Genomic DNA, 25,200 nt, shown 5'->3' with positions numbered 1-25,200 from the left:
GAAAATTGCGGGGCATGCGAACGAGGGCATGACCAAAAACTACCAGCGGGACCACGAGGGAGTCGTTTGGGCTGAGGAAATTCCGGACCTGAACATCAGCGATATCACCGGGTAGTTTTGCGCAGACACAAAAAAGCCGATCTAACTGATCGGCTTAAGTGTCTGATTTTACTCAGGGAATATGGTCGGGACGGAGTGATTCGAACACTCGACCCCTAGCACCCCATGCTAGTGCGCTACCGGACTGCGCTACGCCCCGACTAGGCGTGAAACTCGTCCTTCATCTCGAAGAACGCTCAAGAATATATCGCAAGCTTTTGAAAACTGGAAGTATTCAAACGCATGAATTTATTTCTTGAGGACCACCAGCACATCTTCCAATTCGGCGATCATCTGCCGAATCATCTGTTTGTATTGAGTGGTGTCGTCTTTGGCTTCATCGCCGGACAAACGCAAGCGTGCGCCGCCGATGGTGAACCCTTGATCGTAAAGAAGCGCGCGGATCTGCCGGATCATCAGCACGTCTTGTCGCTGATAATACCGGCGGTTTCCGCGCCGTTTGACGGGGTTGAGTTGAGGAAACTCCTGCTCCCAATAGCGCAGCACGTGCGGTTTTACCGCACACAGCTCGCTGACTTCACCAATGGTGAAGTAGCGTTTGCCTGGGATGACGGGTAGCTCGTCGTTATGACTTGGTTCCAGCATAAGCCTCAACTCGGGCCTTCAACTTCTGCCCTGGACGAAAGGTGACCACACGGCGAGCCGTGATCGGGATTTCTTCACCCGTTTTCGGATTGCGGCCAGGCCGCTGGCGTTTGTCCCGAAGGTCGAAATTGCCGAAACCGGACAATTTGACTTGTTCGTTGTCTTCAAGAGCGTGCCTGATTTCTTCAAAAAACAGTTCGACCAATTCCTTGGCCTCCCGTTTATTCAGGCCCAGCTCTTCATACAGACGTTCCGCCATTTCAGCTTTCGTCAGAGCCCCCATACGTCACTTCCTTAACGTGGCGTTCAACCTTTGTTCGAGCGAGGTGAGGATGTTTTGCGTCGTGGTATTCACCTCATCGTCATTAAGAGTGCGCGATGGATGCTGCCAGGTCAAGCCGACTGCAAGGCTTTTTCTATCAGGATCAATGCCTTTACCCTGATACACGTCAAATAGCCTGAGGTCCGTCAGCCATTCCCCTGCATTTTCACGGATTACGTCCAGTACAGCACTGGCCGCGACGTCTTTTTCGGCGATCAGCGCAAGGTCACGACGCACTTCAGGAAAGCGCGACAACTCCTGGAATTTAGGCATTTTACCCAACGCCACTTCGGCCAGAACCAGCTCGAAAACGAAGACCGGACGGTCGAGACCGAGGGTTTTCGACAATTCAGGGTGGATTGCGCCAACGAAACCTACCAAACGGCCTTCGCGCTCGATGCGTGCGGTTTGACCCGGGTGCAACGCAGGGTGTTTGCCCGGTACGAACGTGAACGAATCCAGTGCACCGGCGAAGCCCAGAACCGCTTCCACGTCAGCTTTCACGTCGAAGAAATCCACGACGTCGCGGCCTTGCGCCCAGCCTTCCGGAAGACGAGTACCGCAAACGACACCCGCCAGCATCGGCTCTTGCTTCAAGCCTTCCAGCTGACCGACAAAACGCAGACCGCTTTCGAACAGACGCACGCGATCCTGTTGACGGTTCAGGTTGTGCTGAAGCGCCTTGACCAGACCAGGCCACAAGGACGAGCGCATGGCCGCCATGTCGTTGGAAATCGGGTTAGCCAGCAACAGCGGCTCGACACCCGGATTAAACAACTCGAATTGTTTCGGATCGATGAAGCTGTAGGTGATCGCTTCCTGATAACCGCGAGCCACCAGCAGGCGACGCAGTTCAGGCAGATCGCTACGCGCTTCAGCCTTGGCTTGCGGCGCCAGACGGGCTTGCGGATACCGAACCGGCAGACGGTTGTAACCGTACAGACGGGCCAGCTCTTCGATCAGGTCGACTTCGAGGCTGATGTCGAAGCGGTGGCTTGGCACTTCAACGCGCCACTGCCCTACCCCATCGGCAGAAATCTTCAGACCCAAGCCGCTGAGCAGGCGCTCGACTTCGGTCGAATCCATTTCCATACCCAGCATCTGAGTGATGCGTTGCGCACGCAGAGTAACCGGCGCAATCGAAGGCAGGTGCTGTTCGCTGACGGTCTCGATGATCGGGCCGGCTTCGCCGCCAGTGATGTCCAGCAGCAGGCCAGTGGCGCGCTCCATGGCTTCACGGGCCAGTTGCCAGTCCACGCCACGCTCGTAGCGGTGCGAGGCGTCGGTGTGCAGGCCATAGGAACGAGCCTTGCCAGCCACGGCGATCTGATCGAAGAACGCACTTTCAAGGAAAATGTCACGAGTGGTCGCGGTATTGACACCGCTGTGCTCGCCACCCATTACGCCGGCGATTGCCAGGGCGCGGGTGTGGTCGGCGATCACCAGCGTATCGCTACGCAGGCTGACTTCCTGACCGTCGAGCAGCACCAGCTTCTCGCCTTCTTCGGCCATACGCACGCGGATGCCGCCATTGATTTCGGCGAGATCGAACGCGTGCAGCGGTTGACCCAGCTCCAGCATCACGTAGTTAGTGATGTCGACGGCCGCATCAATGCTGCGCACATCGGCGCGACGCAAACGCTCGACCATCCACAGCGGCGTAGGCTTGGACAGGTCGACGTTGCGGATCACTCGACCCAGGTAACGCGGGCAAGCGGCTGGGGCCAGCACCTCAACCGAACGCACTTCATCGTGCACGGCTGGAACGGTCGCCACGAGCGGGCGGGTGACTTCAGCGGCGTACAGCGCGCCGACTTCACGGGCCAGACCGGCCAGGGACAGGCAGTCGCCGCGGTTCGGGGTCAGGTCGACCTCGATGCTGGCGTCATCCAGGTTCAGGTATTCACGAATGTCCTGACCGACCGGCGCATCGACCGGCAACTCCATCAGGCCATCGTTGCCTTCGCCCACTTGCAGTTCAGCTTGCGAGCACAGCATGCCGTTGGACTCAACGCCACGCAGCTTGGCTTTCTTGATTTTGAAGTCGCCCGGCAGTTCGGCACCGATCATGGCGAACGGAATCTTCAGGCCCGGACGCACGTTTGGCGCACCGCACACTACCTGAAAAGTCTCCGAGCCATTGCTGACCTGGCAAACACGCAACTTGTCAGCGTCCGGGTGCTGCTCGGTGCTCAGCACCTCGCCCACCACCACACCGCTGAATTCACCGGCGGCCGGCGTAACGCTATCGACCTCAAGACCGGCCATCGACAGACGGGCAACCAGCTCGTCGCGACTTACCTGCGGGCTAACCCAGCCACGCAGCCATTGTTCACTGAATTTCATCCTGCTCTCCTAAGAATTCGTTACGACTAGCGAAATTGCGCGAGGAACCGCAAGTCGTTGTCGAAGAACAGACGCAAGTCGTTCACGCCGTAACGCAGCATGGCCAGACGCTCAACGCCCATGCCGAAGGCAAAGCCCGAAAACTCTTCCGGGTCGATCCCGGACATGCGCAGCACGTTCGGGTGAACCATGCCGCAGCCCATCACTTCCAGCCAGCCAGTCTGTTTGCAGACACGGCAGCCTTTGCCGCTGCACATCACGCATTCCATGTCGACTTCAGCGGATGGCTCGGTGAACGGGAAGTACGAAGGACGGAAACGCACGGCCAGTTCTTTTTCGAAGAACACGCGCAGGAATTCTTCGATGGTCCCTTTCAGGTCGGCGAAGTTGATATCGCGATCGACCAGCAGGCCTTCGACCTGGTGGAACATCGGCGAGTGGGTGATATCAGAGTCGCTACGGTACACACGGCCTGGGCAGACGATGCGGATCGGTGGCTGTTTCGATTCCATGGTGCGGACCTGTACCGGCGAGGTATGGGTGCGCAACAACATGTTGGCATTGAAATAGAAGGTGTCATGCATCGACCGGGCCGGGTGATGGCCTGGGATGTTGAGCGCTTCGAAGTTGTGGTAATCGTCTTCGACCTCAGGGCCTTCGGCGATGCCGTAGCCGATGTGGGTGAAGAACTGTTCGATACGTTCCAGAGTGCGAGTAACCGGATGCAGACCACCCGAGGTCTGGCCACGGCCAGGCAGGGTCACGTCAATGGACTCGGCAGACAGTTTGGCGGCCAGGTCGGCCTCCTCAAACAGTGCCTTGCGGGCATTGAGAACCTCTGTGACACGCTCCTTGGCAACGTTGATCAGGGCGCCGACTTGCGGACGCTCTTCTGCCGGCAAATTCCCCAGGGTCTTCATCACCTGAGTCAATTCGCCCTTTTTGCCAAGGTAGTGAACCCGGATTTGCTCCAGGGCATTGATATCTTCAGCGCTTTGCACAGCCTCTAGTGCTTGAGAGACGAGCGCATCCAGGTTTTCCATGTACAGACTCCAGATACAAAATAGGGGAAGAGCTTGAAGGCTCTTCCCCTATTTATGACGTTTAACACCTGGCCCCACAGAGGTGAGGCCGGGTGACTGTCGGGGGTACTTAAGCCAAGGTGGCTTTAGCTTTCTCGACAATCGCAGCAAACGCCGCTTTTTCGTTCACTGCCAGATCAGCCAGAACCTTACGGTCGATCTCGATGGACGCTTTTTTCAGGCCGGCGATGAAACGGCTGTAGGACAGACCGTTGATACGTGCACCAGCGTTGATACGAGCGATCCACAGAGCGCGGAACTGACGTTTTTTCTGACGACGGTCACGGTAGGCGTATTGGCCTGCCTTGATTACCGCTTGCTTGGCAACACGGAATACGCGCGAGCGAGCGCCGTAGTAGCCTTTAGCAAGTTTCAGAATTTTTTTGTGACGTTTACGGGCAATGACGCCACGCTTTACACGAGCCATGAGTTACTTCCTCTATTCTTGACTAAAATTAACGAAGGCGCAGCATGCGCTCGACTTTTGCCACGTCAGACGGATGCAGCAAGCTGCTACCGCGCAGTTGACGCTTACGCTTGGTCGACATTTTAGTCAGGATGTGGCTCTTGAAAGCGTGCTTGTGCTTGATACCGTTAGCAGTTTTCAGAAACCGCTTAGCAGCACCACTTTTCGTTTTCATTTTTGGCATGTTCGGATACTCCGCATTCAGTTGATAAACATAATCAGAAGGCCTGCCGTGCCCTGTTGATTACTTCTTCTTTTTCGGGGCGATGACCATGATCAGCTGGCGTCCTTCCATCTTAGGATGCTGTTCGACCGAACCGTACTCGAGCAAGTCACCTTCAACTCGCTTGAGGAGTTCCATCCCCAGCTCCTGGTGGGCCATCTCACGGCCGCGGAATCGCAAGGATACCTTGGCCCTGTCCCCATCACTCAGGAAACGTACCAGGTTGCGCAGTTTTACCTGGTAATCCCCTTCCTCCGTCCCTGGACGAAACTTGATTTCTTTAACCTGAATCTGCTTCTGGTTTTTCTTGGCCGCGGCAATCTGCTTCTTCTTCTCGAAGATCGATTTGCCGTAGTCCATCAGTTTGCAAACAGGGGGTACTGCATCGGCGGAAATCTCCACCAAATCCAGCTTGGCCTCTTCAGCCTTAAGAAGCGCGTCTTCAATTGACACAATCCCAAGCTGTTCACCTTCAGCCCCAATTAACCGAACCTCGCGTGCCGAGATATTCTCGTTGATCGGGGCTTTCGGTGCAGCTCGTTTATCTTGTCTCATTTCACGCTTAATAATAATTACTCCGAATCTGGGCGACCACGCCGGGAAACCGCTTGCGCGAGAAACTCAGCGAACTGGGCGACGGGCATCGAGCCCAGGTCAGCACCTTCACGAGTACGCACAGCGACAGTCTGCATCTCGACTTCCCGATCTCCGATAACCAAGAGATAGGGAACCTTGAGCAAAGTATGCTCGCGGATTTTAAAGCCGATCTTTTCATTTCTCAAGTCAGACTTGGCACGAAATCCGCTTTCGTTGAGAGTTTTTTCAACCTCGGCGGCAAATTCGGCCTGTTTGTCAGTGATGTTCATGATCACTGCCTGGGTCGGAGCCAGCCACGCAGGGAATGCACCCTCGTAGTGCTCGATCAGGATTCCGACGAAACGTTCGAAGGATCCGAGGATCGCCCGGTGCAACATCACCGGATGCTTGCGACTGTTGTCTTCGGAGACGTATTCGGCTCCCAGACGGACAGGCAGGTTAAAATCGAGCTGCAGGGTACCACACTGCCAGACGCGACCAAGGCAATCTTTCAGCGAGAACTCGATCTTCGGACCGTAGAACGCACCCTCGCCCGGCTGCAGATCGTACGGCAGGCCAGCACTATCAAGGGCTGCAGCCAATGCAGCTTCGGCGCGGTCCCACAGCTCGTCGGAACCGACGCGTTTTTCCGGACGAGTGGACAGCTTCATCTCGACGTCTTTGAAGCCGAAGTCGGCGTAGACGTCCATGGTCAGCTTGATGAACGCAGCGGATTCGGCCTGCATCTGCTCTTCGGTGCAGAAGATGTGGGCGTCGTCCTGAGTGAACGCACGTACACGCATGATGCCGTGCAGCGCACCCGATGGCTCGTTACGGTGGCAGGCACCGAACTCGGCCAGGCGCATCGGCAACTCGCGGTAGCTTTTCAGGCCCTGGTTGAACACTTGCACGTGGCAAGGGCAGTTCATTGGCTTGATGGCGTAGTCGCGGTTTTCCGACTGAGTAGTGAACATGTTGTCGGCGTAGTTGGCCCAGTGCCCGGATTTCTCCCACAGGCTGCGGTCAACGACTTGTGGAGTCTTGATCTCCAGGTAGCCGTTGTCGCGCTGAACCTTGCGCATGTACTGCTCGAGTACCTGATACAGCGTCCAGCCGTTCGGGTGCCAGAACACCATGCCCGGCGACTCTTCCTGGGTGTGGAACAGGCCCAGGCGCTTGCCGATCTTGCGGTGATCGCGCTTTTCAGCTTCTTCGATGCGCTGGATGTAAGCCGCCAGCTGCTTCTTGTCCGCCCATGCGGTGCCGTAGACGCGCTGCAATTGCTCGTTCTTGGCATCGCCACGCCAATAGGCGCCGGACAATTTGGTCAGCTTGAAGGATTTCAGGAAGCGGGTGTTCGGCACGTGCGGACCGCGGCACATGTCGACGTATTCTTCGTGATAGTACAGGCCCATGGCCTGTTCGTTCGGCATATCCTCGACCAGACGCAGCTTGTAGTCTTCGCCACGGGCCTTGAACACTTCGATCACTTCGGCGCGCGGAGTGACTTTCTTGATCACGTCGTAATCTTTTTCGATCAGCTGTTGCATGCGCTGTTCGATGGCGGCCAGGTCGTCCGGAGTGAAAGGACGCTCGAAGGCGATGTCGTAATAGAAGCCTTCGTCGATGACCGGGCCGATGACCATTTTGGCGGTCGGATACAGCTGCTTGACCGCATGGCCAACCAGGTGGGCGCAAGAGTGGCGAATGATCTCCAGCCCCTCTTCATCCTTTGGCGTAATGATTTGCAGCGTAGCGTCGGCGCTGATGATGTCGCTGGCGTCGACCAGCTTGCCATCGACCTTGCCGGCCACGGTGGCCTTGGCCAGACCTGCACCAATGGATGCGGCGACCTCGGCTACGGAAACCGGGTGATCGAATGAACGTTGACTGCCGTCGGGAAGAGTAATAGTTGGCATGGCGCCTCCTCTCCTAGTGGTGACCCCTACCAAAGGTCACGTGGGTTGGGATGAGCCAGTACAAGATCCGGTCCAGGCCATTCAATGACGAACGCCTGCCTTACAGCGGCAGGAGCCTTGCGGCCAACCGGAAAACCGAACCAGAGTGACTGGGATTCAAATCAGGGTTATTCGAACATCTGCCGCCACCGCGACTGAAGGTCTGCGGAGCTTGCAAATACCCGAGCCAGGCATGCTAGCACAGATGAACGGTCGTCGCGGTGCCGAGGTTTTCTGCTGGGGCAAATCAGTCCTTTTTATGCCAGAGTGCTGAACTTGAACCCCGCTTTACCCCTCAGATAACAAGACATTGACCCACAAGGAGCATCCCAGCATGCGTCTGAATCGTTTGTTCGCAGTAGTCGCCCCCATCGTCCTGTTGCTGCCGTTGGCCGCCCATGCCGATTGGCCGAAGGGCGAGCGCGAGAAATACATGGCTCAGTGCACTCAAGCGGCAACCCCCCAGATCGGCGCTGCGGCTGCAAAAGCCCACTGCGCTTGTGGTGCCGATGCAATCAAGTCATACCCGGCCAGCGACATTCAGTCGTTGATGGACAACCAGGCCAGTGACGCCCTGAAACAACAGGCCCTGACCCAGATTTCCAAGTGCAAGGCCAATAATCCGCAGAAAAAATAAGCCCGACAAGGCGTCAAAAAAGGGTTTGGTGCCGGCAAAAGGCATCTGAAAACCGCCTTTTTCGACAATTTATGCAGGTTTTACAGGTTTTTTTATCGTCTTTACTTTCGGCTGAAAGCCTTTTAAATCGGGGCTTTCAGCCACATCAGGCAACAAAGAAAGCGCGACTGTAGGGCAAACAGCACGTCCGGGGGGCTCCCAAAGCGAACATTTCGACTATGATACCCCGGTGTGCCCAGTTGGCCTGAGCAGCACAGTACTACTGAAAATATATGTTTCTTGGAGATACACCATGTCTAATCGCCAAACCGGCACCGTTAAATGGTTCAACGATGAAAAAGGCTTCGGCTTCATCACTCCTCAAGGTGGCGGTGACGACCTGTTCGTACACTTCAAAGCTATCGAAAGCGACGGTTTCAAAAGCCTGAAAGAAGGCCAGACTGTTTCCTTCGTGGCTGAGAAAGGCCAAAAGGGTATGCAAGCTGCTCAAGTTCGCCCAGAGTAATTTCTTGGCGCACTAAAAAAACCCCGTCCATGTGACGGGGTTTTTTATGGGTGAAGCAAAAGCCGGACGCTATCAGCCGCAGTTGATGCGCGTGATCACCAGGTTGGCATCGGTGTTCAGGTTCAAGCGGTCGGAGCGGTACTCCAGCGTCACCATATCGTCAGGCTTGAGGATACGGGCATTCTGCGCACCTGCGCGAACACGCGCCTGTTCCAGCAGCGCGGGCGAAGCCTTTTTGCCAATGGTGAATTCGGCAGCCTTTGCTTCGCATCGACTGTGGCCGGTATCCGTCGTCGTGACAGGGTCTGTTGCCGATTCGGTAGATGTGCTGCTGCAACCTGCCAGCAGACTAGCGGCCAACAAAGTACCCAATGACGCGAGCTTCCAAGGCATGAAGCCTCCTTTTTTCAATAGTTAAGCTGAGATCGTGCGACCGCCAATCTGGCGTTTGGTTTCACAGGCAGCGCCAACGCCCTGCCCTCGACCCGGACAAGCGGCGAGTTTGCCTGAGCACTCCCGGTCATTCACCCCGCAATCGTGACTGAATATGACCTGCGCTCAATAAATATCGATGTAATCGAATGGTGGTGATGGCCAGTTCTCTTTCAGCGCATTGAAGATCTGCATGACCCACACCTCGTCACTGGCCGCGACCAATCCCACATACCCCGAGCCCTTGGCCCACGTCTCCAGACGAAACAGCAGCCCGCCGATGTCCGTGCCGCCCACGACACCCGATGAAATGTAAGCGATGCCGCCCTTGGTCACCCGCAATTGGGTGTGCTCATCATCACTGGCAGAGGCCAGCAGCTGGCGCACCGCCTCAAGGGTCAAGCCGTCAGGAGAGTTCAAATCAATCTGCACAGCACGGTCCTTGAAAAATCATCAAAACCCAAGTGTCGCATAGCCTTTCCCTCATGCCTAAGTCGGAGTGCCAAACACTCTGCAAAATGCTTAACTCACCCCCAGACTTTCCCGAATTCACGAGCACCATCATGACCACCGTAAGCATCGACGCCGACATCAAAGCCAAGTGGCCACAAGGCCACAGCTCTTACAGCCCAGGCAGTCCGGAAGAGTTGGCAATCATTGGTATCGATCTATTGGTCAAGGAGCTGGGGACTGAAGCGGCGCAAACCTTCATCGCGCAGGTATTCGAGAAGTACCCGGCCGACTACAAGGGCGCTGAATACAACGAAAGGGAGTAACCCCGCAGGCTGGCACCTGCGGGTGTGCAACTTACTTCAGACGAGCCAGACGCTGGGTCAGCAGGTCGAAGAAACCCTGGGCATCACCGCTTTCGACCCAGAAAGCGTTTTTCGGCGCTTTCAAGCCGTCATACCAGTCGACGATGGTTTGACCGAAGGTCGGGCCTTCGCGGCTATCAACCACCACATTGACCGAACGGCCGGTGAACAGCTCCGGCTTGAGCAGGTAGGCAATGACCGTCGCGTCATGTACCGGGCCACCCGGAAGACCGTAGTGCTCCATGTCGCCTTTGACGTACTCGTTGAGAATATCGCCCACCAGCTTGCTGGCATTGTTGTTCAGTGCGGCGATCTGCTTCAGGCGCGCTTCGCTGGTGAGGATCTTGTGGGTCACGTCCAATGGCAGATAGGTCAGTTTGACGCCACTTTTCAGCACCACTTCAGCAGCCTGCGGGTCGGCGAACAGGTTGAACTCGGCCACCGGGGTGATGTTGCCACCGTTGAAGTGAGAACCGCCCATGATCACCACTTCCTTGATGCCCTGAACGATTTCGGGCTCCTGGATCAACGCCAGCGCCAGGTTGGTCTGTGGACCGAGCATAGCGATGGTGATGCTGTGGGGCTTGGCGGTTTTCAAGGTGTCGATCAGGTAATTGACTGCATTACCCTTTGCCAAACCTTGCTTCGGCTCATGCACGGTGACGCCAGACAGGCCTTCCTTACCATGAATGTTCTCGGCATAAATCGGCGTACGCATCAGCGGTTTCGGCGCACCGGCATAAACCGGCACATCCTCGCGCCCCGCCCACTCGCGGGCCAGCCGCGCATTACGCGAGGTCTTGTCCAGACGTACGTTGCCGGCGACGGTGGTCAACGCGCGGATGTTCAGTTCTTCTGGTGACGCCAGCGCAAACAGCAAAGCGACCACGTCGTCGGCACCCGGGTCGGTGTCGATGATCAAGTCGATCTTGTCCGCCGCCTGGGCGCTTGTTGCGGTAATCAGGGACAAAAGCAGCAGACTCCGGAGCAGATGGTGCAGTTTCTGAGCATAGCGGTACATAGCGCACTCCTTGTGCGTGGAAAAGCAGACAGACGAAAACGAATCAGAACGTGACCCCGGCCACCAGCACGACGTTGCAGTACGGCTGACATTCGCCTGTACGAACAATCGCCCTCGCCTGTCGGCTCAGGACTTTGAATTGGTCATGACTGAGCAGCTCACGCCGGCCCAGCGAACCTTCGGCATTCAACTCATCCAGCGTCACCAGCGCCGACGGCTGTTTGTCCATAATTTCCAGGGCCAAGACGTGGCTTTCGACCTGCATTTCGCTGAGCACAACCTTCAACGTGCTGATGAAATCCGGAACGCCGTGAGTCAAGGCCAGGTCGATCAGCTCGACACCCGGCGGAACCGGCAGGCCGGCATCGCCAATCACGACCATGTCGCCATGCCCCAGGGAAGCGATCAGTCGCGACAGCGCGATGTTGAGCAACGGTGTTTTTTTCATGGTGCTTTAAAGGCCTGTACGTCGGACAAAGTAGGGATCGAGGGTTGCGCGCCGGCACGGGTCACTGACAGCGCCGCAGCGACCTGACCAAAACGGATCGCTTGCGCCTCGTTTTTGCCGGCGGCCAGTGCAGCAGCAAAACCGCCGACAAAGGTATCGCCCGCCGCCGTGGTATCGACCGCTTTTACCTTCGGCGCAGGAAAGTGTTCGAAGCTTTTGCCATTGGCAAACAGCGAGCCTTGGGCACCGAGGGTGATGATCACCTTGCCGGCCCCCATGGCGATCAATCGGGTCGCTGCGACTTCGGCGGTTTCCAGTGAATCCACCGGCAAACCGCTAAGGGCCGAGGCCTCGCTCTCGTTAGGGATCAGATAGTCGATGGCCGCATACCAGTCTGCCGGCAACGGTCGGCTGGCGGGCGCCGGGTTGAGAATCACGGTTTTCCCCAGCTCACGACCGCGCTTGAGCGCATGACCGACCGTGGCATCCGGCACTTCGAGCTGACAGATGATCACATCCGCCGCCTGCAACACCGCATCGAAGCGGTCAATCACTGCCGGTGTCAGTGCACCATTGGCACCGGCGACAATCACGATCGCGTTCTGGCTGTTGTCATCGACCACGATCAACGCCACACCGCTGGCACCATCGACGGTGCTGACCGCCTGACAATCGATACGGTCGGCCAACAGCGCTCCGCGCAGTTCCTCGCCATAGGCGTCGCTGCCCACGCAACCGACCATCGACACTTGCGCACCCAGTCGCGCCGCAGCAACCGCCTGATTGGCACCCTTGCCACCGGAGACCGTGGCAAACGACTCACCAATCAGCGTTTCACCGCCACGGGGCAGCCGGGAGGCCCGGGTCACCAGGTCCATGTTCAGGCTGCCTATCACCACTACTTTTGCTGGCATACATCACTACTCATAAATGCAATTTCAACGGTGCTTTCTGTTTAACGGAAGTGGGCAAACACACCGGCCAGCGGCGCAGTCGATTCGCGCAGCACAATGCTGGGCGTCACGATCCGTTGATCGGTGGCCATGGCCGGTGTGGCGATCCTGCGCAACAGCACTTCGGCCGCCATCTCGCCGAGCTGCAGGATCGACTGCCCCACGGTGGTCAGCGCCGGGTAGACATAACGGCTCATCTGGATATCGTCGAAGCCAATCACCGACAGTTCGCTCGGCACACGAATATTGCGCTCGGCGGCGGCGCGCAACACGCCGATGCCGATCATGTCGTTACCGGCGAAGATAGCGCTGGGCGGATTGTTTTCCAGGAGGATCGCAGCCGCGCTGTAACCGCCGGTACTGGTGAAGTCGCTTTCCAGCATGCGTTCGCGAGGCACTTCGACGCCCGCCTCTTTCAAGGCGCGGCAATAACCTGCCAGACGCATCTGCGCGACGCTGGTACTGGCCGGCCCGCCAATGGTGGCGATGTCCCGATGCCCCAACTCCAGAAGATGGCGGGTCGCCAGATAAGCGCCGTACTCGTGATCGATGCGCACCAGGTCCGCATCAACCCCTTCCAGCCCACGGTCGACAATCACCATCGGCGTGCGCACGCCCGCCAGACCTTCTGCCAGCACGGCATCCCCACCGGCCGATGCCACAATCAGCCCGTCAATGCGCTTTTCCAGCAATACGCGCAGGTAGCTGCGTTGCTTGTCCGGGTTGTCATCGGAGTTGCAGAGGATCACGCAATAGCCATTACGCTCGCAGTAATCCTCGATGCCGCGCGCCAGTTCGGCGAAGTACGGGTTGAGGCTGTTGGGCACCAACAGACCGATAGTCGCGGTGGTCTTGGCTTTTAATGAGCGGGCCACGGCGCTGGGCACGTAGTCGAGACTTTTGATTGCCGCTTCGACCTTGATCCGCACTTCTTCGCTGACGGGCCGGGTCTTGTTCACCACATGGGAAACCGTGGTGTAGGAAATCCCCGCGAGCGCTGCCACATCCTTGATTGTTGCCATGACTCAGGTCCGCCGGCTTGCGCGCTGACTGCGATAGGTATCAAGCACCACCGCCACCACGATGACCGCGCCGGTGATGATGCGTTTGGTCGGCTCGGTTGCGCCGATCTGCGCCAAACCGGCCGCCAGTACCGAGATGATCAACACCCCGAAAAACGTGCTGATGACCGAACCGCGCCCGCCCATCAGGCTGGTGCCGCCGATGACCACCGCAGCAATCACTTGCAGCTCCAGGCCGGAGCCGGCATTCGGGTCCGCCGCCTCCAGGCGAGAAATCTGGAACAGCGCGGCGATACCGGCCAGCAGCCCCATCAGACTGAACACCAGAATCTTGTAGGGTTTCGGATTGATCCCTGCCAGACGCACGGCTTCTTCGTTGGTGCCGATACCGATCAGGTAGCGCCCGAACACCGTGCGGGTCAACACGGCCTGAGCAATGAAGATGATGAGCAAGGCGATGATGAACGACGGCGAAATGCCGAAGGCGATCGGGTTGGACAGCCAGGCAAAGGCATCGCCGATATAGGCGGTGCGCGAGCCGGTCATCTGATACGCCACACCACGCGCCATTTCCAACACGCCGAGGGAGACGATGAACGAAGGAATCCGCCACGCCACGGTGATCGAACCGGTGATCGTCCCTGCCAATGCGGCCGCCGCCATACCGAGCAATGCTGCCGGCAATACGCTCCAGCCCCAGCCGAGAATCGCCACGCTGACCGTCGACGCCGCGAGTGCCAGCACCGAGCCCACCGACAGGTCGATGCCGCCGATGATCAACACGAACGTCATGCCGACCGCCAGCACCATCAAGTCCGGAATCTGGTTGGCCAGGGTGCTGAACGTGTCGTAAGACAGAAAATGGCTGCTCAGGACCGAGAACAGCGCGACCATCGCCAGCAAGGCACCGGCCAGGCCCAGATAGGTGCCGAGGCCGTAAAAATTGCCACTACGTTTACCGGCAGATGTTGCAGTTTTCATGGAAGATCCCTAGGCGCTGCTTCGTTGAGCAGCGCATCACGTTTTTGATAGCCGGCAAAAGCAGCGGCAAGCAAGTCATCCTGGGTCCAGCTGTCGCGCTCGAATGTCTCGATCAGGCGCCCCGCCGACAGCACGCCGATGCGGTCGCAGATCAACATCAATTCGCGCAGGTCGCTGGACACCACCACCAGCGCCTTGCCCTGACGAGTCAGCTCACCGAGCAGCGCATAGATGTCGAATTTGGCGCCGACGTCGATGCCGCGAGTCGGCTCATCGAACAGCAACACCGAACAGTCGCGCTCCAGCCAACGGCCGATCACGACTTTCTGCTGATTGCCGCCGGACAGCTCCGAGACCAATTGCGTCGGGCTGGAACTGCGGATGCGCATGACGTCGATCTGACGCTGGGCCAGCGACATCTCGTCACCGTTGTTGACGAACCCGCCGCGGGAAATCTCCGGCATGTTACCCAGGGCAATATTCGCGCTGATCGATTGCGTCAGCAGCAAGCCCTCACCCTTGCGGTCTTCGGTGATCAGGGCAATGCCATGACCGACCGCGTCCGCCGGCGAACGAATGCTCACGACCTGTGCCGGCGACCCCAGCGCAACCGTGCCGCTGTCCGCCGTGTCGGCGCCGAAGATCAGGCGTAGCAACTCGGTGCGCCCTGCCCCGATCAAACCGGAGATCCCGTAGATCTCGCCGGCGCGCACTTCAAAGGAGACGTCGCGCACTTTGTCGGAGCGGGTCAGCCCCTTGACCGTCAACGCCGGCGCGCCGATGTTGCGCGGCCCCATGTCGATGTGTTCACCGAGCTCACGGCCAACCATCAAGGTCACCAATTGCTCACTGTTGTAGTTGGCCATCGGCTCGACACAAACCAGATTGCCGTCGCGCAACACCGCAATGCGCTGAGCCACCCGCGCCAGCTCTTCGAGGCGATGGGAGATATAGATGATCGACACGCCACGAGCCTGCAGGCGCGTGATTTGCTCGAACAGCATTTCGACTTCACGGGCCGTCAGCATCGCGGTCGGTTCGTCGAGGATCAGCACATGGCAATCGCCGATCAGGTTGCGGGCGATCTCGACCATCTGTTGATGACCGATGCCCAGTTCGCCGACGAGGGTGTCCGGGTCGATCGCATCGAGCCCGACCTGTGCCATGGCTTCGATCGCGGCCTTGCGCAATTGCTTGCGACTGATCCAGCCGCCGTTGCTGGGCAGGTTATCGAGAAACAGGTTTTCCGCCACCGACAGGGTCGGCAACAGATTGAGTTCCTGCATGACCATGCGAATGCCCAGGTCTTCAGCCTGGGTACGGCTGCCGGGGCGGTAATCCTGCCCCTGGAATTGCATCTGGCCGGTGGTCGGCGTGACCAATCCACCAATGATCTTCGACAGCGTGCTTTTGCCGGCGCCGTTCTCGCCGGTCAGCGCCAACACTTCGCCGCGTATCAGCGTCAGGTCGATACCGGTGAGGACAGGCTGCGCGTAGGTCTTGCCGATACCGCTGACCGAGAGGACAGCGTTCGGAGCGCAAACAGACATAAAAACTCTCCATGCGCTCGCCCGGACGGGCGAGCACCGTTGTGTCGCCAGAAGGACTACTTGGTAACCAGCTCTACCGGAGTTTCGATTACGCCGTTGGTGCCGCTGTCGACTTTCTCGCCCTTGACGATCTTCAGCGCCGTCTCGATGCCGAACACGGCTTGCCTGGCAGCGAACTGGTCAGCGGTGGCCAGGACACGGCTATCCTTGAGCATCGGCTTGATGGCGTTGATGTTGTCGTAGCCGACCACTTGCACCTTGCCGGCCTTGCCCGCCGCTCGCACGGCAGACACTGCGCCGACAGCCATGCTGTCGTTGCCGGCCAGCAGGGCTTTGACTTGCGGGTATTCGCTGAGGATCGACGCGGCGACCTTGTTGCCTTTATCGATTTCCCAATCACCGGATTGCAGGGACACGACCTTGATCTGCGCCGCTTCCATCGCATCCTTGAAACCTGCAGTGCGAGCCTGGGCGTTGGTGGTGGTGGACACACCTTCGATGATGCCGACTTCGTCACCGGCCTTCAGTTGCTTGGCCAGGTACTCACCCACCAGACGCGCACCCTTGCGGTTGTCGGGACCTACGAACGGAACATTGATGTTTTTGCTTTTGACGACCGCTGGATCCAGCTGGTTATCGATGTTGACCACGGTGATACCGGCATCGATGGCTTTCTTGATCACCGGGACCATGGCCTTCGAGTCAGCAGGTGCGATCACCAGTGCATTGACCTTGGCCAGAATCATTTGCTCGACGATACGTGTCTGGCCCGCAGTGTCCGTTTCGTCCTTGATGCCGTTGGAGATCAGGTCGAAATCGGCGGAGTGATCTTTCTGGTAGGCCTTGGCGCCGTCTTCCATGGTCAGGAAGAATTCATTGGCCAGAGATTTCATGACCAGTGCGACTTTGGGTTTTTCAGTGTCGGCGAAGGCCGAGGAGACAGGCAACGCGGCGGATGCGGCAGCCAGCATAGCGACAGCGAGAAGACGTCCAGCAAATGGCAGCTTCATGGGTTCACTCCGATCTTATGATTATTCTGAGCAACGCTTGCGCTGGCATAAGTTTCACCGCGTAAACCGATGGAACAAGCCATCGGCAGTGCCGCGCAAACGTTTGCGTAGACCGAACTATGCGAACCCTGCCGCTATTTGTCAACGGCCGAAAAACACGGTTTGTGCTTGCGGTAACAAAACCGCTTATGCCGTGGTGCTGATCACACCGCCCGAGCCGGAGCTCTTGGCCAGTTCCTTGACCAGATTGCCTGTGACTTCCGCCAGCGCCCCGCTGGTGTTGGCAATTTGCCCCTGAATCGACATGACGACATCGGTCTTGGCTTCCGGTGTCGGGTAATTCGCCACTTGAGCCGCCGCCAATTGCTGCTGTTGTTCACGCAGTTGCTGCTGCAGCTCCTGCATACGCTTGAGCAACATCTTCACCACGACGCTTTGGTCGCTGCCGCTTTCGCTATCGCTCTCCGTTTTCGTTTCGATCACCGCGCCGCCGGTCCGGACCTTGGTGGCGCCACCCTCCTCCTCGGTACCCAACGCCAGTGTCGAAGCCTCGGAAGTTGATTCGCTCAAGGCTTTGATCGTTGCGGTGGATTTGCCACCGATGGTGATTGCGCCTGCATTGGGAAAGCCTATCGAAAACGACATGTGAACTCCTGAAAAAAAAAGATCCTTCAAAGAGGCATCGACCTGCGCGCGGGTTTCTTTAGCAATGATTTGCCGCCTGGCAAGAAGACCTGTTCAACAGAAGCCGTAGCCCTTTTCGGAGAGCCGAACGCAAATGACAAACATATTCGGAAAACCGGACAACAGGACGTTTAAACCTCGCTCAACACAGCCCGAATAATTGATACAAATCATTGGGTTAAAGCTATTTTTTATTTCCAGGTATGACTGGTACAGATCCTGCTCCCTCTCATTCACCCCAGACATTCAGATCTGTCCGGGGCGCATCTAGATGAACTTGCATCCGCACCGTCTCACTACTAGAGAGAAAAATAATGACATCTGCTTTCAAGACTTTTGTTCCGGGCGCCTTGGCCCTCCTGCTACTCCTTCCGACAGCCCTTCAGGCGAAAGAAGTCGAAACCAAACAGAAACTGGCGAACGTGGTGATCCTGGCCACCGGCGGCACCATTGCCGGCGCGGGCGCCAGCGCCGCCAACAGCGCGACGTATCAAGCGGCGAAAGTCGGCATCGAACAGTTGATCGCCGGCGTTCCGGAACTGAGCCAATTGGCCAATGTTCGCGGCGAACAGGTCATGCAGATCGCCTCCGAAAGCATTACCAACGACAACCTGCTGCAACTGGGTCGCCGCGTGGCCGAACTGGCTGACAGCAAAGACGTCGATGGCATCGTCATCACCCACGGCACCGACACCCTGGAAGAAACTGCCTACTTCCTGAACCTGGTGGAAAAAACCGACAAGCCGATCATCGTCGTGGGCTCCATGCGCCCAGGCACCGCGATGTCCGCAGACGGCATGCTGAACCTGTACAACGCTGTGGCCGTAGCCGGCAGCAAAGACGCGCGCGGCAAAGGCGTACTGGTGACCATGAACGATGAAATCCAGTCGGGTCGCGACGTCAGCAAGATGATCAACATCAAGACCGAGGCGTTTAAAAGTGCCTGGGGTCCTCTCGGCATGGTGGTCGAAGGCAAATCCTACTGGTTCCGCCTTCCGGCCAAGCGTCACACCATGGACTCGGAGTTCGACATCAAGAACATCAAGAGCCTGCCTGACGTCGAAATCGCCTATTCCTACGGCAACGTGAGTGATACCGCCTACAAAGCGCTGGCTCAATCCGGCGCCAAAGCCATCATCCACGCGGGCACCGGCAACGGTTCGGTGTCTTCGCGCGTGGTCCCAGCTCTGCAAGCCCTGCGCAAGGATGGCGTGCAAATCATTCGCTCCTCCCACGTCAACGCCGGTGGCTTCGTATTGCGTAACGCCGAACAACCTGACGACAAGTACGACTGGGTTGTGGCCCATGACCTGAACCCACAGAAGGCTCGCATCCTGGCCATGGTCGCGCTGACCAAGACCAACGACAGCAAAGAGCTGCAACGGATGTTCTGGGAATACTGATTCGCCCTCGCCCGACCGGTTCCGGTCGGGCACCGCTTTCACCACTCGCCCACTGCGGCGAGTGGCCTCCTATCTGATAAAAAAATCTCCTTCGTCCTACACCAATCGGGAAAAACTGCTGTCAGAGGATTTTCTTGAATTTTAAGCAGTTGCGAAAATGCCTACAGTTAAATACTGTATGCACGTACAGCTTAATAAGGACAATTCCGTGGCCACCACCTCTGCCTCTCCTGATGCCTATGTACGCATGGGTATGCGCGTTCAGAAAATCATCAACTCCCCCACCGCCCAGAAAGCCAAGGCGGCCCTGATCTTCCGACTTCCGGACGAGCCAGTGGATGAGTGGGAGCAACTACTCGAAGAAATCGACGAAAACGACAACGTCACCCTCGCCTACCGCGACGATGGCGGTGTGCAGATTTTCTGGGTTGTGCCGAAGGAAGATTGAGTCAATGAGTGTCCGTTTTTTTGCTTTGCTGTTTTTGCTCTTCGCGATGGGCGCGCAAGCTGACGCCCCGCGCACCTTCAACGAAGCCAAGAAAGTCGCCTGGAAGCTGTACGCCCCGCAATCCACCGAGTTCTATTGCGGCTGTAAATACACCGGCAACAAGGTGGACCTGTCGGCCTGCGGTTATGTGCCACGCAAAAATGCCAAGCGCGCTTCACGCATCGAGTGGGAACACATCGTCCCCGCCTGGCAGATCGGCCATCAGCGTCAGTGCTGGCAGGAAGGCGGACGCAAGAACTGCACGCGCTACGACCCGACCTACCAGAAGGCCGAGGCCGACTTGCATAATCTGGTGCCGAGCATCGGCGAGGTGAATGGCGATCGCAGCAATTTCAGTTTTGGCTGGTTGCCGGAGCAATCGGGTCAATACGGTTCGTGCCTGACCCAGGTCGACTTCAAGGCAAAAAAGGTCATGCCCCGCCCTTCCATTCGCGGAATGATCGCCCGGACGTACTTTTACATGAGCAAGCAGTACGGTTTGCGCCTGTCGAAACAGGATCGGCAACTGTACGAAGCATGGAACAAAACCTATCCGGTACAAGCCTGGGAACGTCAGCGCAATCAGAGCGTGGCGTGCGTGATGGGGCGCGGCAACGAGTTTGTCGGGCCGGTGGACATGAAAGCGTGCGGTTAAGCGCTTGTTGAAAACAAAAAGGCCTGGGGTTGAATGCCCCAGGCCTTTTTCGTTTTCAATCGTGTGGGCGCCTAGGCGCTTGGGCGACCGATGACGCCTTACTGAGTCACCGGATGCTCGATGACCAGCAGTTCGATGTTCTGTTTTTTCGCCCGGGTCAGCGCCGCACGCACTTCTTCCTGCTTGGCTTCAGCTTCGGCTTTGGAATTGAATGGCCCCATCAGGATGCGGGTCTTGCCATTTTCCTTGACCACGCTGGAAACGAAACTGTGCTCGATCAGCCAGCCACTCAGGTCGCTGACAGCCTGGGTTATTTCACCTCGCACTTCCAGATCCCACTGCGGCGCAGATACCGCCGTTGGCGCTGCCGCCACGGCTGGCTGCGGCTTTGGCGCATCAGCGCGCTTATCCTCACCGCATCCCGCCAATGCCAGTACTGCGATTACCAAAGCCATTTTGCGCACAACGCTTCCCTCTGAATGCTGAAAGCGGAGATTTTAACACCCATGAATACTTCTCGAGTGCCGCAAAATGGGCGCAAAACAACGAGAATCATGGAAGCGGCCTCTGTATAGTTACGCCTTGGGAATCAATGCAGCATCTGCGCGTCAGAAAGAGGCACCCAAACCGTGAAACTTCGCACTAATCTATAGATACCACCGACCTCTGCACTGTCCGAATCAGGTGCCCTACAAAGCAATCAAGGAGAAGACCATGCTGATACTCACCCGCAAAGTCGGTGAAAGCATAAATATTGGCGATGACATTACGATCACCATTCTGGGCGTAAGCGGCCAGCAAGTCAGAATTGGCATCAACGCCCCGAAAGACGTTGCGGTACACCGCGAAGAAATCTATCAGCGCATTCAGGCAGGCCTGACCGCCCCGGACAAGCCGCAATCCTGAATCCTGCTGCAGTCAGTAGCCAGCCTGTTCGTCCCCGAACCACGGCTGGCTAAAGATTCACGCACAGCGATCACTCCTGCATCCCCCACCCCCGAACGTGAAGCCGATACTACCGGCATGTCTCACGTCATGGCTGTCGGACGTTTCGGATTAAGCCTGGGGAAGTATGCATTCGTACCCGGCTAGCCAAACGTCACTCCCCGCGCCATGCCCGTGGCCGCCACGACCATCAACATCACCAGCAGCGCTTCGATATGACTGATCCGCGCGAACAGCTTCGCACGACTGGCATCAATGGCTGCGCCACGCGCCTGCGCAATCCGCCATTTGATCAGGGTGATCATCGGCGCGATTTCAAGTAGCAGAATCAGTACGAAAAGTGTCATCTTCAGATGAAACAATGGCTGGTGAAGATAGTAGTCAGTGCCCTTTTCGTACCCGGCAAAGGCTCGCATCCCACCGGTGACCAGCAGAATGACCGCTGAAATGCCCCACAGATTATCTGCAATCAAGACGCTGCGCGCCTCACCCAGCCCCGCGGCCAACCGCCGAAAAGCGCTGCCGCGGGTCAGTACGGCCCAGAAACCCAGGGCGTAAGCCAAGAGATGAATCGCCGCAAAAAACCAGTGGGCAAGCATCGAGATACTCCAGTCAGGTTTGAGTTGGATCAGCCTGTCAGTAGTAGCCCATAAAATCGGGGATTGCCCCCTCCCCCACGCGGGAGACGCAAACGAAGAACAGAAAACAAAGTCATTCGCGAGCTGCAAGCAGGTGCAAAGAAGATCCTCACTCAGGCCGGCGCTGCGCCTGTTTGCAATGATGGCCATGTGACAGACACCCGATCATTCTCCTTGTAGACTCCCGCTCATCATTCGGCATGAATCTGATCGCTCCAATGCGCAAAATAATATTTTTCCTCATGCTGTGCGCCTCTACAGCGCAAGCAGCCTGCGAGATGCAACCCACGACCATCGTCGGGAAAACCCTGATTGGGTCTTTTGAGACGAAAAGGCTGAAATCCGACGCGATCAAATTCTCGCCGGAGACCGGCGACATCACTGGCAAGAATGCAGTGTTCGACTTTGACACTCTTTATGAAATGGATTCCGGCAAATCATCTGCGAGATTCCGTGTGGGTGAGGCCTTCCTGATTGACGGAGTTTCTTATGTCGGGAACGTTGAGTGGGAATCCGGAAAAGCTCCGAAAAAAACCGGGATCTACGAGTTTTACGCCCTTAAAACAGAACCCGTGAAAAACGCTAAAACCCTGACGATGGTAGGCGACTCGATTACCTGGTGGAGCTACGGCCGTTATTTCCGTTGCCTACTCGCCCCAGAGTTGCCTGGAGTGCAGTTTGTAGGGCCTCACACCGATGTGGTTGGTTATGGACATGCCGGTGAAGGGGGCAACAATACCCAGCAAGTCATTGACCGCCTGGACAAAATCAAACCATCCGATTATTACTTTGTGCTTGCAGGAACAAACGATTGGAATTTTTGGGCGCCACCGAAAACGATTGAAAACCTGAAAGAGATTGCGAAGGCACTGAACGAAAAAGGCGGACAGGTCATCATCTCTACCCTGCTTCCTCGGCTTGACGAACATGATGCACACAATGAAGAAGTGAACAGATTGTTACTTGCGTGGAATGGCGAGGGATGCGACTGCAAAATAATCGACTTGGGCTCCGAGTTCAGGAAGCTTCCAAACAGCCAAAGCTATTTCTGGGATAACGCAGTCCATCCGAACTTTGAAGGCTATCAAAAGATCACCGAAATACTCGGCACCGACATCCGAAAAACTTTTAATCAAGTCGCTCAGTAACCATCGGCGGCTCCAGGTCCTGGCTTTTGGTCTTCCGACAAATGTAAGCCCACGGCTTACATGAAGGCTAGAGCCGACCTGATGATGTAGCGCGGCGAGGGCTTTGCAAATCGCAGTGTCCAGCCCTGAAACAGGTGTAAACCTTATTCAGGACTAGACACCATCTTGAATCGCTTTGTTGATTGACTGTTGAGGGATTGTTCCTTTTTCGCGCTCCCCGGCTTCGTTCGCCGCTGCGCCTCAAATTCCGGCATCGGCCGGCACGTTCCGGCTTCTCGAATTCCAGAACCGCGCCGCCGACTTCGCCGCCCACTCGGTCTGTTCCAGCAGCCCAGGCGTCCGCAGCAGACGATTGAGCGTGGGGGACCACCAGAGAAGAGGCGGACTTGATCGCTTATCGGTATACTCAATTTTTTCGAATGAAATCGTAATGCTAAATTCAGTTCAGATTCTTAGAGCTCTCGCCGCATGGATTGTAGTATTCCACCACTACATTCAGATTTTCGGTTATGGAAAAAGTAATGAAGTATCAAATATCATCGCGCTATACGGATCTATCGGGGTTGATATTTTTTTCGTAATCAGTGGCTTTGTCATTTTTACTTCTGCCTCCCAGAGACCGTTGACACCTGGAGAATTTTTCATACAAAGAGCCGCTCGAATAGTACCGGCATACTGGATTTTCACCCTTATTACCGCTGCGACGATTTACTGGGCTCCATCCATAATGCCCTTATTGGGCGTCGATAGCATATCCCTGCTAAAAAGTCTTTTTTTCATTCCCACCCCAAATCCGTCTGGCATAGGAATATATCCGACCCTCACAGTAGGATGGACGCTAAATTACGAAGTGCTTTTTTATGCGATATTCTTTTTATCTCTTTTCCTGCCCCGCGCTCTTCTAGCTCCTGCGATATTTTTCGGGGTTATCATATCGACTTACATATTGCCAAAAATGGGTGGATCGTTCTTATTCTACGGGGCCCCAATAGTATATGAATTCTTGCTGGGGATAATAATCTCCATCATTTACCAGCTTGGGTTACTTAAACGAATCAACCCGATGGCTGCCATTCCTCTGGTAGCAATATCGATTGCAGCAGTAGCATTAATGCCAGACACCGACACTCATGACCCAATGCGGCTTGGGATTCCGAGCGCAATAATCGTGATCGCGATCATATCGCAAGAAAGATTTCTTCCTAAACTTTCAATACTTACGAAATTAGGTGATTTTTCGTACTCCACATACCTCATCCATCCGATAGTGATTTGGTACATGCTGAGCGCAAAAAATCACTTTGATTTAAACCTGACGCTTACACTAATAATTACTTGCTCTTTGATTATGGTGTTTTCTTGGTGGAGCTTTGCCTTCATCGAGTTGCCGATTTCGAAGCTTACTAAAAAAAGGGTATTGGAAAGCGCCAGACAGGCTACAAGTCCAACGTAGCCACAGGAATCCATACCAATCTCCGGCCAAGGCACACCCCTGAAAAATGTGCGCCTCCCCTCCCCTCCAGCCTCAGAGGCTGCCTGGCCTGCTCCAGCTCACGGAGCGGTCGCCACTGGTGCCGCCACGCCTGATCCACTACAAGCCCAAGACGCGGCGCCGAGAACAGATCGACGCAAAGGACCACCGGGCGTCGGCAACCCCGGACTACCTGACCAAGGAGCTCAGCAAGGCCCCGGATGCGGCGCGCGCCTACGACCATATGCCAGCCGGCGAGCCTCCCCTCTTTTCACGAGATCCGCACTTCAGATGGCTGTACGAGCAGCAAGCTTCCCACAGGAGTACATTCAGGCGTTGATGGGGCATGCGAACGAGAGGATGACGAAGCACTATCAGGAGGGGCACGACGAAAAGAAGATCGAGTACCTGGAGGCAAGTGCCGAATTGGCGTTCTGAGCTGGGAGTTTTTCAAATCGCAGACAACAAAAAAGGGCCCACCTTTCGGTGAGCCCTTCTAGACCGCCCAGCAGAGCGGATTTTGTTTGGTAGGCGCGATTGGACTCGAACCAACGACCCCCACCATGTCAAGGTGGTGCTCTAACCAACTGAGCTACGTGCCTGCTGTGAGGCGGCATTCTACGGAATTCCGGAGGGGTGTCAACACCTTTTTTCGAGCTAACCCTATGAATATGCAAAATATTTAATTTCGCGGCTGCAAGGAAGATTTTGCGGTGG

29 protein-coding genes and 2 tRNA genes are annotated in these 25,200 nt (G+C 56.6%); 9 read left to right on the top strand and 22 right to left on the bottom strand.

All coding sequences use genetic code 11. The features are described 5' to 3' along the window. Positions 1-182 precede the first annotated feature (182 nt). The 9 genes from ACM6IO_RS12880 to thrS all read right to left on the bottom strand — a co-directional run bounded on the left by ACM6IO_RS12880 (position 183) and on the right by thrS (position 7,639). Positions 183-259: transfer RNA gene (locus tag ACM6IO_RS12880), tRNA-Pro, on the bottom strand. Between the two features lie 89 nt (positions 260-348). Beyond that, entirely contained in the window at positions 349-705 is a 357-nt protein-coding gene (locus tag ACM6IO_RS12875; protein WP_003179985.1) for a MerR family transcriptional regulator, read from the bottom strand. Continuing rightward, positions 686-988 carry an integration host factor subunit alpha gene (ihfA, locus tag ACM6IO_RS12870; RefSeq protein ID WP_002553164.1) on the bottom strand — a complete coding sequence of 101 codons (303 nt, stop codon included), beginning with the start codon at positions 986-988 and terminating at the stop codon, positions 686-688. The genes ACM6IO_RS12875 and ihfA overlap by 20 nt, the downstream gene beginning before the upstream one ends. A gap of 3 nt (positions 989-991) precedes the next feature. Beyond that, positions 992-3,373, bottom strand: coding sequence for a phenylalanine--tRNA ligase subunit beta (pheT, locus tag ACM6IO_RS12865; RefSeq protein WP_414911578.1), 2,382 nt, complete (start codon positions 3,371-3,373; stop codon positions 992-994). Between the two features lie 26 nt (positions 3,374-3,399). Further along, complete coding sequence (gene pheS / locus ACM6IO_RS12860; RefSeq protein ID WP_007905876.1) at positions 3,400-4,416, bottom strand: phenylalanine--tRNA ligase subunit alpha; 1,017 nt, start codon at positions 4,414-4,416, stop codon at positions 3,400-3,402. A gap of 109 nt (positions 4,417-4,525) precedes the next feature. Beyond that, positions 4,526-4,882, bottom strand: coding sequence for a 50S ribosomal protein L20 (gene rplT, locus ACM6IO_RS12855; RefSeq protein WP_007905879.1), 357 nt, complete (start codon positions 4,880-4,882; stop codon positions 4,526-4,528). 28 nt (positions 4,883-4,910) lie between these two features. Then, entirely contained in the window at positions 4,911-5,105 is a 195-nt protein-coding gene (gene rpmI, locus ACM6IO_RS12850) for a 50S ribosomal protein L35 (protein WP_002553160.1), read from the bottom strand. 60 nt (positions 5,106-5,165) lie between these two features. Then, complete coding sequence (gene infC, locus ACM6IO_RS12845; RefSeq protein ID WP_172435341.1) at positions 5,166-5,717, bottom strand: translation initiation factor IF-3; 552 nt, start codon at positions 5,715-5,717, stop codon at positions 5,166-5,168. After that, on the bottom strand, positions 5,717-7,639 hold the full coding sequence (thrS, locus tag ACM6IO_RS12840) for a threonine--tRNA ligase (RefSeq protein ID WP_192226390.1): 1,923 nt from the start codon (positions 7,637-7,639) through the stop codon (positions 5,717-5,719). Before thrS ends, infC begins: the two co-directional genes overlap by 1 nt. 373 nt (positions 7,640-8,012) lie before the next feature. Between thrS and ACM6IO_RS12835 the strand changes: the two genes are divergently transcribed. Then, positions 8,013-8,315 carry a hypothetical protein gene (locus tag ACM6IO_RS12835; RefSeq protein ID WP_192226388.1) on the top strand — a complete coding sequence of 101 codons (303 nt, stop codon included), beginning with the start codon at positions 8,013-8,015 and terminating at the stop codon, positions 8,313-8,315. A gap of 292 nt (positions 8,316-8,607) precedes the next feature. Then, positions 8,608-8,820: a cold-shock protein gene (locus ACM6IO_RS12830; RefSeq protein ID WP_003179963.1), complete on the top strand. Its 213-nt coding sequence runs from the start codon at positions 8,608-8,610 to the stop codon at positions 8,818-8,820. Between the two features lie 72 nt (positions 8,821-8,892). Here the strand turns inward: ACM6IO_RS12830 and ACM6IO_RS12825 are convergent, their stop codons facing one another. Together ACM6IO_RS12825 and ACM6IO_RS12820 are read right to left on the bottom strand one after the other, a co-directional pair. Continuing rightward, positions 8,893-9,213 carry an I78 family peptidase inhibitor gene (locus tag ACM6IO_RS12825; RefSeq protein ID WP_008037562.1) on the bottom strand — a complete coding sequence of 107 codons (321 nt, stop codon included), beginning with the start codon at positions 9,211-9,213 and terminating at the stop codon, positions 8,893-8,895. A gap of 165 nt (positions 9,214-9,378) precedes the next feature. After that, positions 9,379-9,684 carry a hypothetical protein gene (locus tag ACM6IO_RS12820; RefSeq protein WP_008023976.1) on the bottom strand — a complete coding sequence of 102 codons (306 nt, stop codon included), beginning with the start codon at positions 9,682-9,684 and terminating at the stop codon, positions 9,379-9,381. Positions 9,685-9,815: 131 nt separating this feature from the next. On the opposite strand from ACM6IO_RS12820, the gene ACM6IO_RS12815 reads away from it, so the two are divergent. Beyond that, on the top strand, positions 9,816-10,028 hold the full coding sequence (locus ACM6IO_RS12815) for a hypothetical protein (protein ID WP_008023978.1): 213 nt from the start codon (positions 9,816-9,818) through the stop codon (positions 10,026-10,028). Between the two features lie 31 nt (positions 10,029-10,059). Here ACM6IO_RS12815 and ACM6IO_RS12810 read toward each other — a convergent pair whose 3' ends face one another. From ACM6IO_RS12810 to ACM6IO_RS12775, 8 genes are all read right to left on the bottom strand, one after another. Continuing rightward, positions 10,060-11,088 (bottom strand): nucleoside hydrolase, encoded by a 1,029-nt coding sequence (locus ACM6IO_RS12810; RefSeq protein WP_414911577.1) that lies wholly within the window; start codon positions 11,086-11,088, stop codon positions 10,060-10,062. Between the two features lie 43 nt (positions 11,089-11,131). Next, positions 11,132-11,536 carry a D-ribose pyranase gene (rbsD, locus tag ACM6IO_RS12805; RefSeq protein WP_207285164.1) on the bottom strand — a complete coding sequence of 135 codons (405 nt, stop codon included), beginning with the start codon at positions 11,534-11,536 and terminating at the stop codon, positions 11,132-11,134. Next, positions 11,533-12,450: a ribokinase gene (gene rbsK / locus ACM6IO_RS12800; RefSeq protein ID WP_414911576.1), complete on the bottom strand. Its 918-nt coding sequence runs from the start codon at positions 12,448-12,450 to the stop codon at positions 11,533-11,535. The genes rbsD and rbsK overlap by 4 nt, the downstream gene beginning before the upstream one ends. 41 nt (positions 12,451-12,491) lie before the next feature. Continuing rightward, positions 12,492-13,511, bottom strand: coding sequence for a LacI family DNA-binding transcriptional regulator (locus tag ACM6IO_RS12795; protein ID WP_414911575.1), 1,020 nt, complete (start codon positions 13,509-13,511; stop codon positions 12,492-12,494). A 3-nt stretch (positions 13,512-13,514) separates the two neighbouring features. Next, positions 13,515-14,492 carry an ABC transporter permease gene (locus ACM6IO_RS12790; RefSeq protein ID WP_008028232.1) on the bottom strand — a complete coding sequence of 326 codons (978 nt, stop codon included), beginning with the start codon at positions 14,490-14,492 and terminating at the stop codon, positions 13,515-13,517. Further along, complete coding sequence (locus tag ACM6IO_RS12785; protein ID WP_414911574.1) at positions 14,489-16,042, bottom strand: sugar ABC transporter ATP-binding protein; 1,554 nt, start codon at positions 16,040-16,042, stop codon at positions 14,489-14,491. Before ACM6IO_RS12785 ends, ACM6IO_RS12790 begins: the two co-directional genes overlap by 4 nt. 56 nt (positions 16,043-16,098) lie before the next feature. Beyond that, entirely contained in the window at positions 16,099-17,052 is a 954-nt protein-coding gene (locus ACM6IO_RS12780; RefSeq protein ID WP_414911573.1) for a sugar ABC transporter substrate-binding protein, read from the bottom strand. 186 nt (positions 17,053-17,238) lie between these two features. Next, the gene (locus ACM6IO_RS12775; protein WP_008037574.1) at positions 17,239-17,697 is read right to left on the bottom strand and encodes a hypothetical protein; all 459 of its coding nucleotides are present in this window, start codon (positions 17,695-17,697) and stop codon (positions 17,239-17,241) included. Between the two features lie 353 nt (positions 17,698-18,050). Here ACM6IO_RS12775 and ACM6IO_RS12770 point away from each other — a divergent pair, with 353 nt between their 5' ends. The 3 genes from ACM6IO_RS12770 (at position 18,051) to ACM6IO_RS12760 (ending at position 20,281) form a co-directional block, all read left to right on the top strand. Beyond that, positions 18,051-19,139, top strand: a complete 1,089-nt coding sequence (locus tag ACM6IO_RS12770) for an asparaginase (protein ID WP_008037575.1) — start codon at positions 18,051-18,053, stop codon at positions 19,137-19,139. Positions 19,140-19,296: 157 nt separating this feature from the next. Beyond that, positions 19,297-19,587 (top strand): DUF1654 domain-containing protein, encoded by a 291-nt coding sequence (locus tag ACM6IO_RS12765; protein ID WP_008037577.1) that lies wholly within the window; start codon positions 19,297-19,299, stop codon positions 19,585-19,587. A 4-nt stretch (positions 19,588-19,591) separates the two neighbouring features. After that, positions 19,592-20,281 carry an endonuclease gene (locus ACM6IO_RS12760; protein WP_008028239.1) on the top strand — a complete coding sequence of 230 codons (690 nt, stop codon included), beginning with the start codon at positions 19,592-19,594 and terminating at the stop codon, positions 20,279-20,281. A gap of 98 nt (positions 20,282-20,379) precedes the next feature. On the opposite strand, the gene ACM6IO_RS12755 is transcribed toward ACM6IO_RS12760, so the two are convergent. Further along, the gene (locus ACM6IO_RS12755) at positions 20,380-20,745 is read right to left on the bottom strand and encodes an SPOR domain-containing protein (protein WP_192226378.1); all 366 of its coding nucleotides are present in this window, start codon (positions 20,743-20,745) and stop codon (positions 20,380-20,382) included. 250 nt (positions 20,746-20,995) lie between these two features. Here ACM6IO_RS12755 and csrA point away from each other — a divergent pair, with 250 nt between their 5' ends. Further along, positions 20,996-21,187 carry a carbon storage regulator CsrA gene (gene csrA / locus ACM6IO_RS12750; RefSeq protein ID WP_008028241.1) on the top strand — a complete coding sequence of 64 codons (192 nt, stop codon included), beginning with the start codon at positions 20,996-20,998 and terminating at the stop codon, positions 21,185-21,187. 182 nt (positions 21,188-21,369) lie between these two features. On the opposite strand, the gene ACM6IO_RS12745 is transcribed toward csrA, so the two are convergent. Further along, on the bottom strand, positions 21,370-21,825 hold the full coding sequence (locus ACM6IO_RS12745; protein WP_192226585.1) for a DUF2214 family protein: 456 nt from the start codon (positions 21,823-21,825) through the stop codon (positions 21,370-21,372). Between the two features lie 239 nt (positions 21,826-22,064). Between ACM6IO_RS12745 and ACM6IO_RS12740 the strand changes: the two genes are divergently transcribed. Both ACM6IO_RS12740 and ACM6IO_RS12735 read left to right on the top strand, forming a co-directional pair. Continuing rightward, on the top strand, positions 22,065-23,012 hold the full coding sequence (locus tag ACM6IO_RS12740; protein ID WP_192226376.1) for an SGNH/GDSL hydrolase family protein: 948 nt from the start codon (positions 22,065-22,067) through the stop codon (positions 23,010-23,012). Positions 23,013-23,442: 430 nt separating this feature from the next. Then, positions 23,443-24,465, top strand: coding sequence for an acyltransferase family protein (locus ACM6IO_RS12735; protein ID WP_414911572.1), 1,023 nt, complete (start codon positions 23,443-23,445; stop codon positions 24,463-24,465). A gap of 543 nt (positions 24,466-25,008) precedes the next feature. On the opposite strand, the gene ACM6IO_RS12730 is transcribed toward ACM6IO_RS12735, so the two are convergent. Then, a tRNA-Val gene (locus ACM6IO_RS12730) sits at positions 25,009-25,085 on the bottom strand. Positions 25,086-25,200: the final 115 nt, after the last annotated feature.

Source organism: Pseudomonas sp. IT-P44 (genome assembly GCF_949768225.1).
Lineage (GTDB): Bacteria > Pseudomonadota > Gammaproteobacteria > Pseudomonadales > Pseudomonadaceae > Aquipseudomonas > Aquipseudomonas migulae.
This window is presented reverse-complemented; position numbering and strand designations above follow the sequence as displayed.

What these genes read in the sequence shown, in the direction of transcription:
- ACM6IO_RS12785 (WP_414911574.1), bottom strand. Translation starts at nt 16,042, where the DNA reads ATGTCTGTTTGCGCTCCGAACGCTGTCCTCTCGGTCAGCGGTATCGGC.
- ACM6IO_RS12825 (WP_008037562.1), bottom strand. Translation starts at nt 9,213, where the DNA reads ATGCCTTGGAAGCTCGCGTCATTGGGTACTTTGTTGGCCGCTAGTCTG.
- ACM6IO_RS12745 (WP_192226585.1), bottom strand. Translation starts at nt 21,825, where the DNA reads ATGCTTGCCCACTGGTTTTTTGCGGCGATTCATCTCTTGGCTTACGCC.
- ACM6IO_RS12760 (WP_008028239.1), top strand. Translation starts at nt 19,592, where the DNA reads ATGAGTGTCCGTTTTTTTGCTTTGCTGTTTTTGCTCTTCGCGATGGGC.
- rbsD (WP_207285164.1), bottom strand. Translation starts at nt 11,536, where the DNA reads ATGAAAAAAACACCGTTGCTCAACATCGCGCTGTCGCGACTGATCGCT.
- ACM6IO_RS12810 (WP_414911577.1), bottom strand. Translation starts at nt 11,088, where the DNA reads ATGTACCGCTATGCTCAGAAACTGCACCATCTGCTCCGGAGTCTGCTG.
- ACM6IO_RS12765 (WP_008037577.1), top strand. Translation starts at nt 19,297, where the DNA reads ATGCCTACAGTTAAATACTGTATGCACGTACAGCTTAATAAGGACAAT.
- csrA (WP_008028241.1), top strand. Translation starts at nt 20,996, where the DNA reads ATGCTGATACTCACCCGCAAAGTCGGTGAAAGCATAAATATTGGCGAT.
- ACM6IO_RS12790 (WP_008028232.1), bottom strand. Translation starts at nt 14,492, where the DNA reads ATGAAAACTGCAACATCTGCCGGTAAACGTAGTGGCAATTTTTACGGC.
- pheS (WP_007905876.1), bottom strand. Translation starts at nt 4,416, where the DNA reads ATGGAAAACCTGGATGCGCTCGTCTCTCAAGCACTAGAGGCTGTGCAA.
- thrS (WP_192226390.1), bottom strand. Translation starts at nt 7,639, where the DNA reads ATGCCAACTATTACTCTTCCCGACGGCAGTCAACGTTCATTCGATCAC.
- rplT (WP_007905879.1), bottom strand. Translation starts at nt 4,882, where the DNA reads ATGGCTCGTGTAAAGCGTGGCGTCATTGCCCGTAAACGTCACAAAAAA.
- ACM6IO_RS12780 (WP_414911573.1), bottom strand. Translation starts at nt 17,052, where the DNA reads ATGAAGCTGCCATTTGCTGGACGTCTTCTCGCTGTCGCTATGCTGGCT.
- ACM6IO_RS12770 (WP_008037575.1), top strand. Translation starts at nt 18,051, where the DNA reads ATGACATCTGCTTTCAAGACTTTTGTTCCGGGCGCCTTGGCCCTCCTG.
- ACM6IO_RS12815 (WP_008023978.1), top strand. Translation starts at nt 9,816, where the DNA reads ATGACCACCGTAAGCATCGACGCCGACATCAAAGCCAAGTGGCCACAA.
- ACM6IO_RS12875 (WP_003179985.1), bottom strand. Translation starts at nt 705, where the DNA reads ATGCTGGAACCAAGTCATAACGACGAGCTACCCGTCATCCCAGGCAAA.
- pheT (WP_414911578.1), bottom strand. Translation starts at nt 3,373, where the DNA reads ATGAAATTCAGTGAACAATGGCTGCGTGGCTGGGTTAGCCCGCAGGTA.
- ACM6IO_RS12735 (WP_414911572.1), top strand. Translation starts at nt 23,443, where the DNA reads ATGCTAAATTCAGTTCAGATTCTTAGAGCTCTCGCCGCATGGATTGTA.
- rpmI (WP_002553160.1), bottom strand. Translation starts at nt 5,105, where the DNA reads ATGCCAAAAATGAAAACGAAAAGTGGTGCTGCTAAGCGGTTTCTGAAA.
- ihfA (WP_002553164.1), bottom strand. Translation starts at nt 988, where the DNA reads ATGGGGGCTCTGACGAAAGCTGAAATGGCGGAACGTCTGTATGAAGAG.
- rbsK (WP_414911576.1), bottom strand. Translation starts at nt 12,450, where the DNA reads ATGCCAGCAAAAGTAGTGGTGATAGGCAGCCTGAACATGGACCTGGTG.
- ACM6IO_RS12740 (WP_192226376.1), top strand. Translation starts at nt 22,065, where the DNA reads ATGAATCTGATCGCTCCAATGCGCAAAATAATATTTTTCCTCATGCTG.
- ACM6IO_RS12835 (WP_192226388.1), top strand. Translation starts at nt 8,013, where the DNA reads ATGCGTCTGAATCGTTTGTTCGCAGTAGTCGCCCCCATCGTCCTGTTG.
- ACM6IO_RS12775 (WP_008037574.1), bottom strand. Translation starts at nt 17,697, where the DNA reads ATGTCGTTTTCGATAGGCTTTCCCAATGCAGGCGCAATCACCATCGGT.
- ACM6IO_RS12795 (WP_414911575.1), bottom strand. Translation starts at nt 13,511, where the DNA reads ATGGCAACAATCAAGGATGTGGCAGCGCTCGCGGGGATTTCCTACACC.
- ACM6IO_RS12830 (WP_003179963.1), top strand. Translation starts at nt 8,608, where the DNA reads ATGTCTAATCGCCAAACCGGCACCGTTAAATGGTTCAACGATGAAAAA.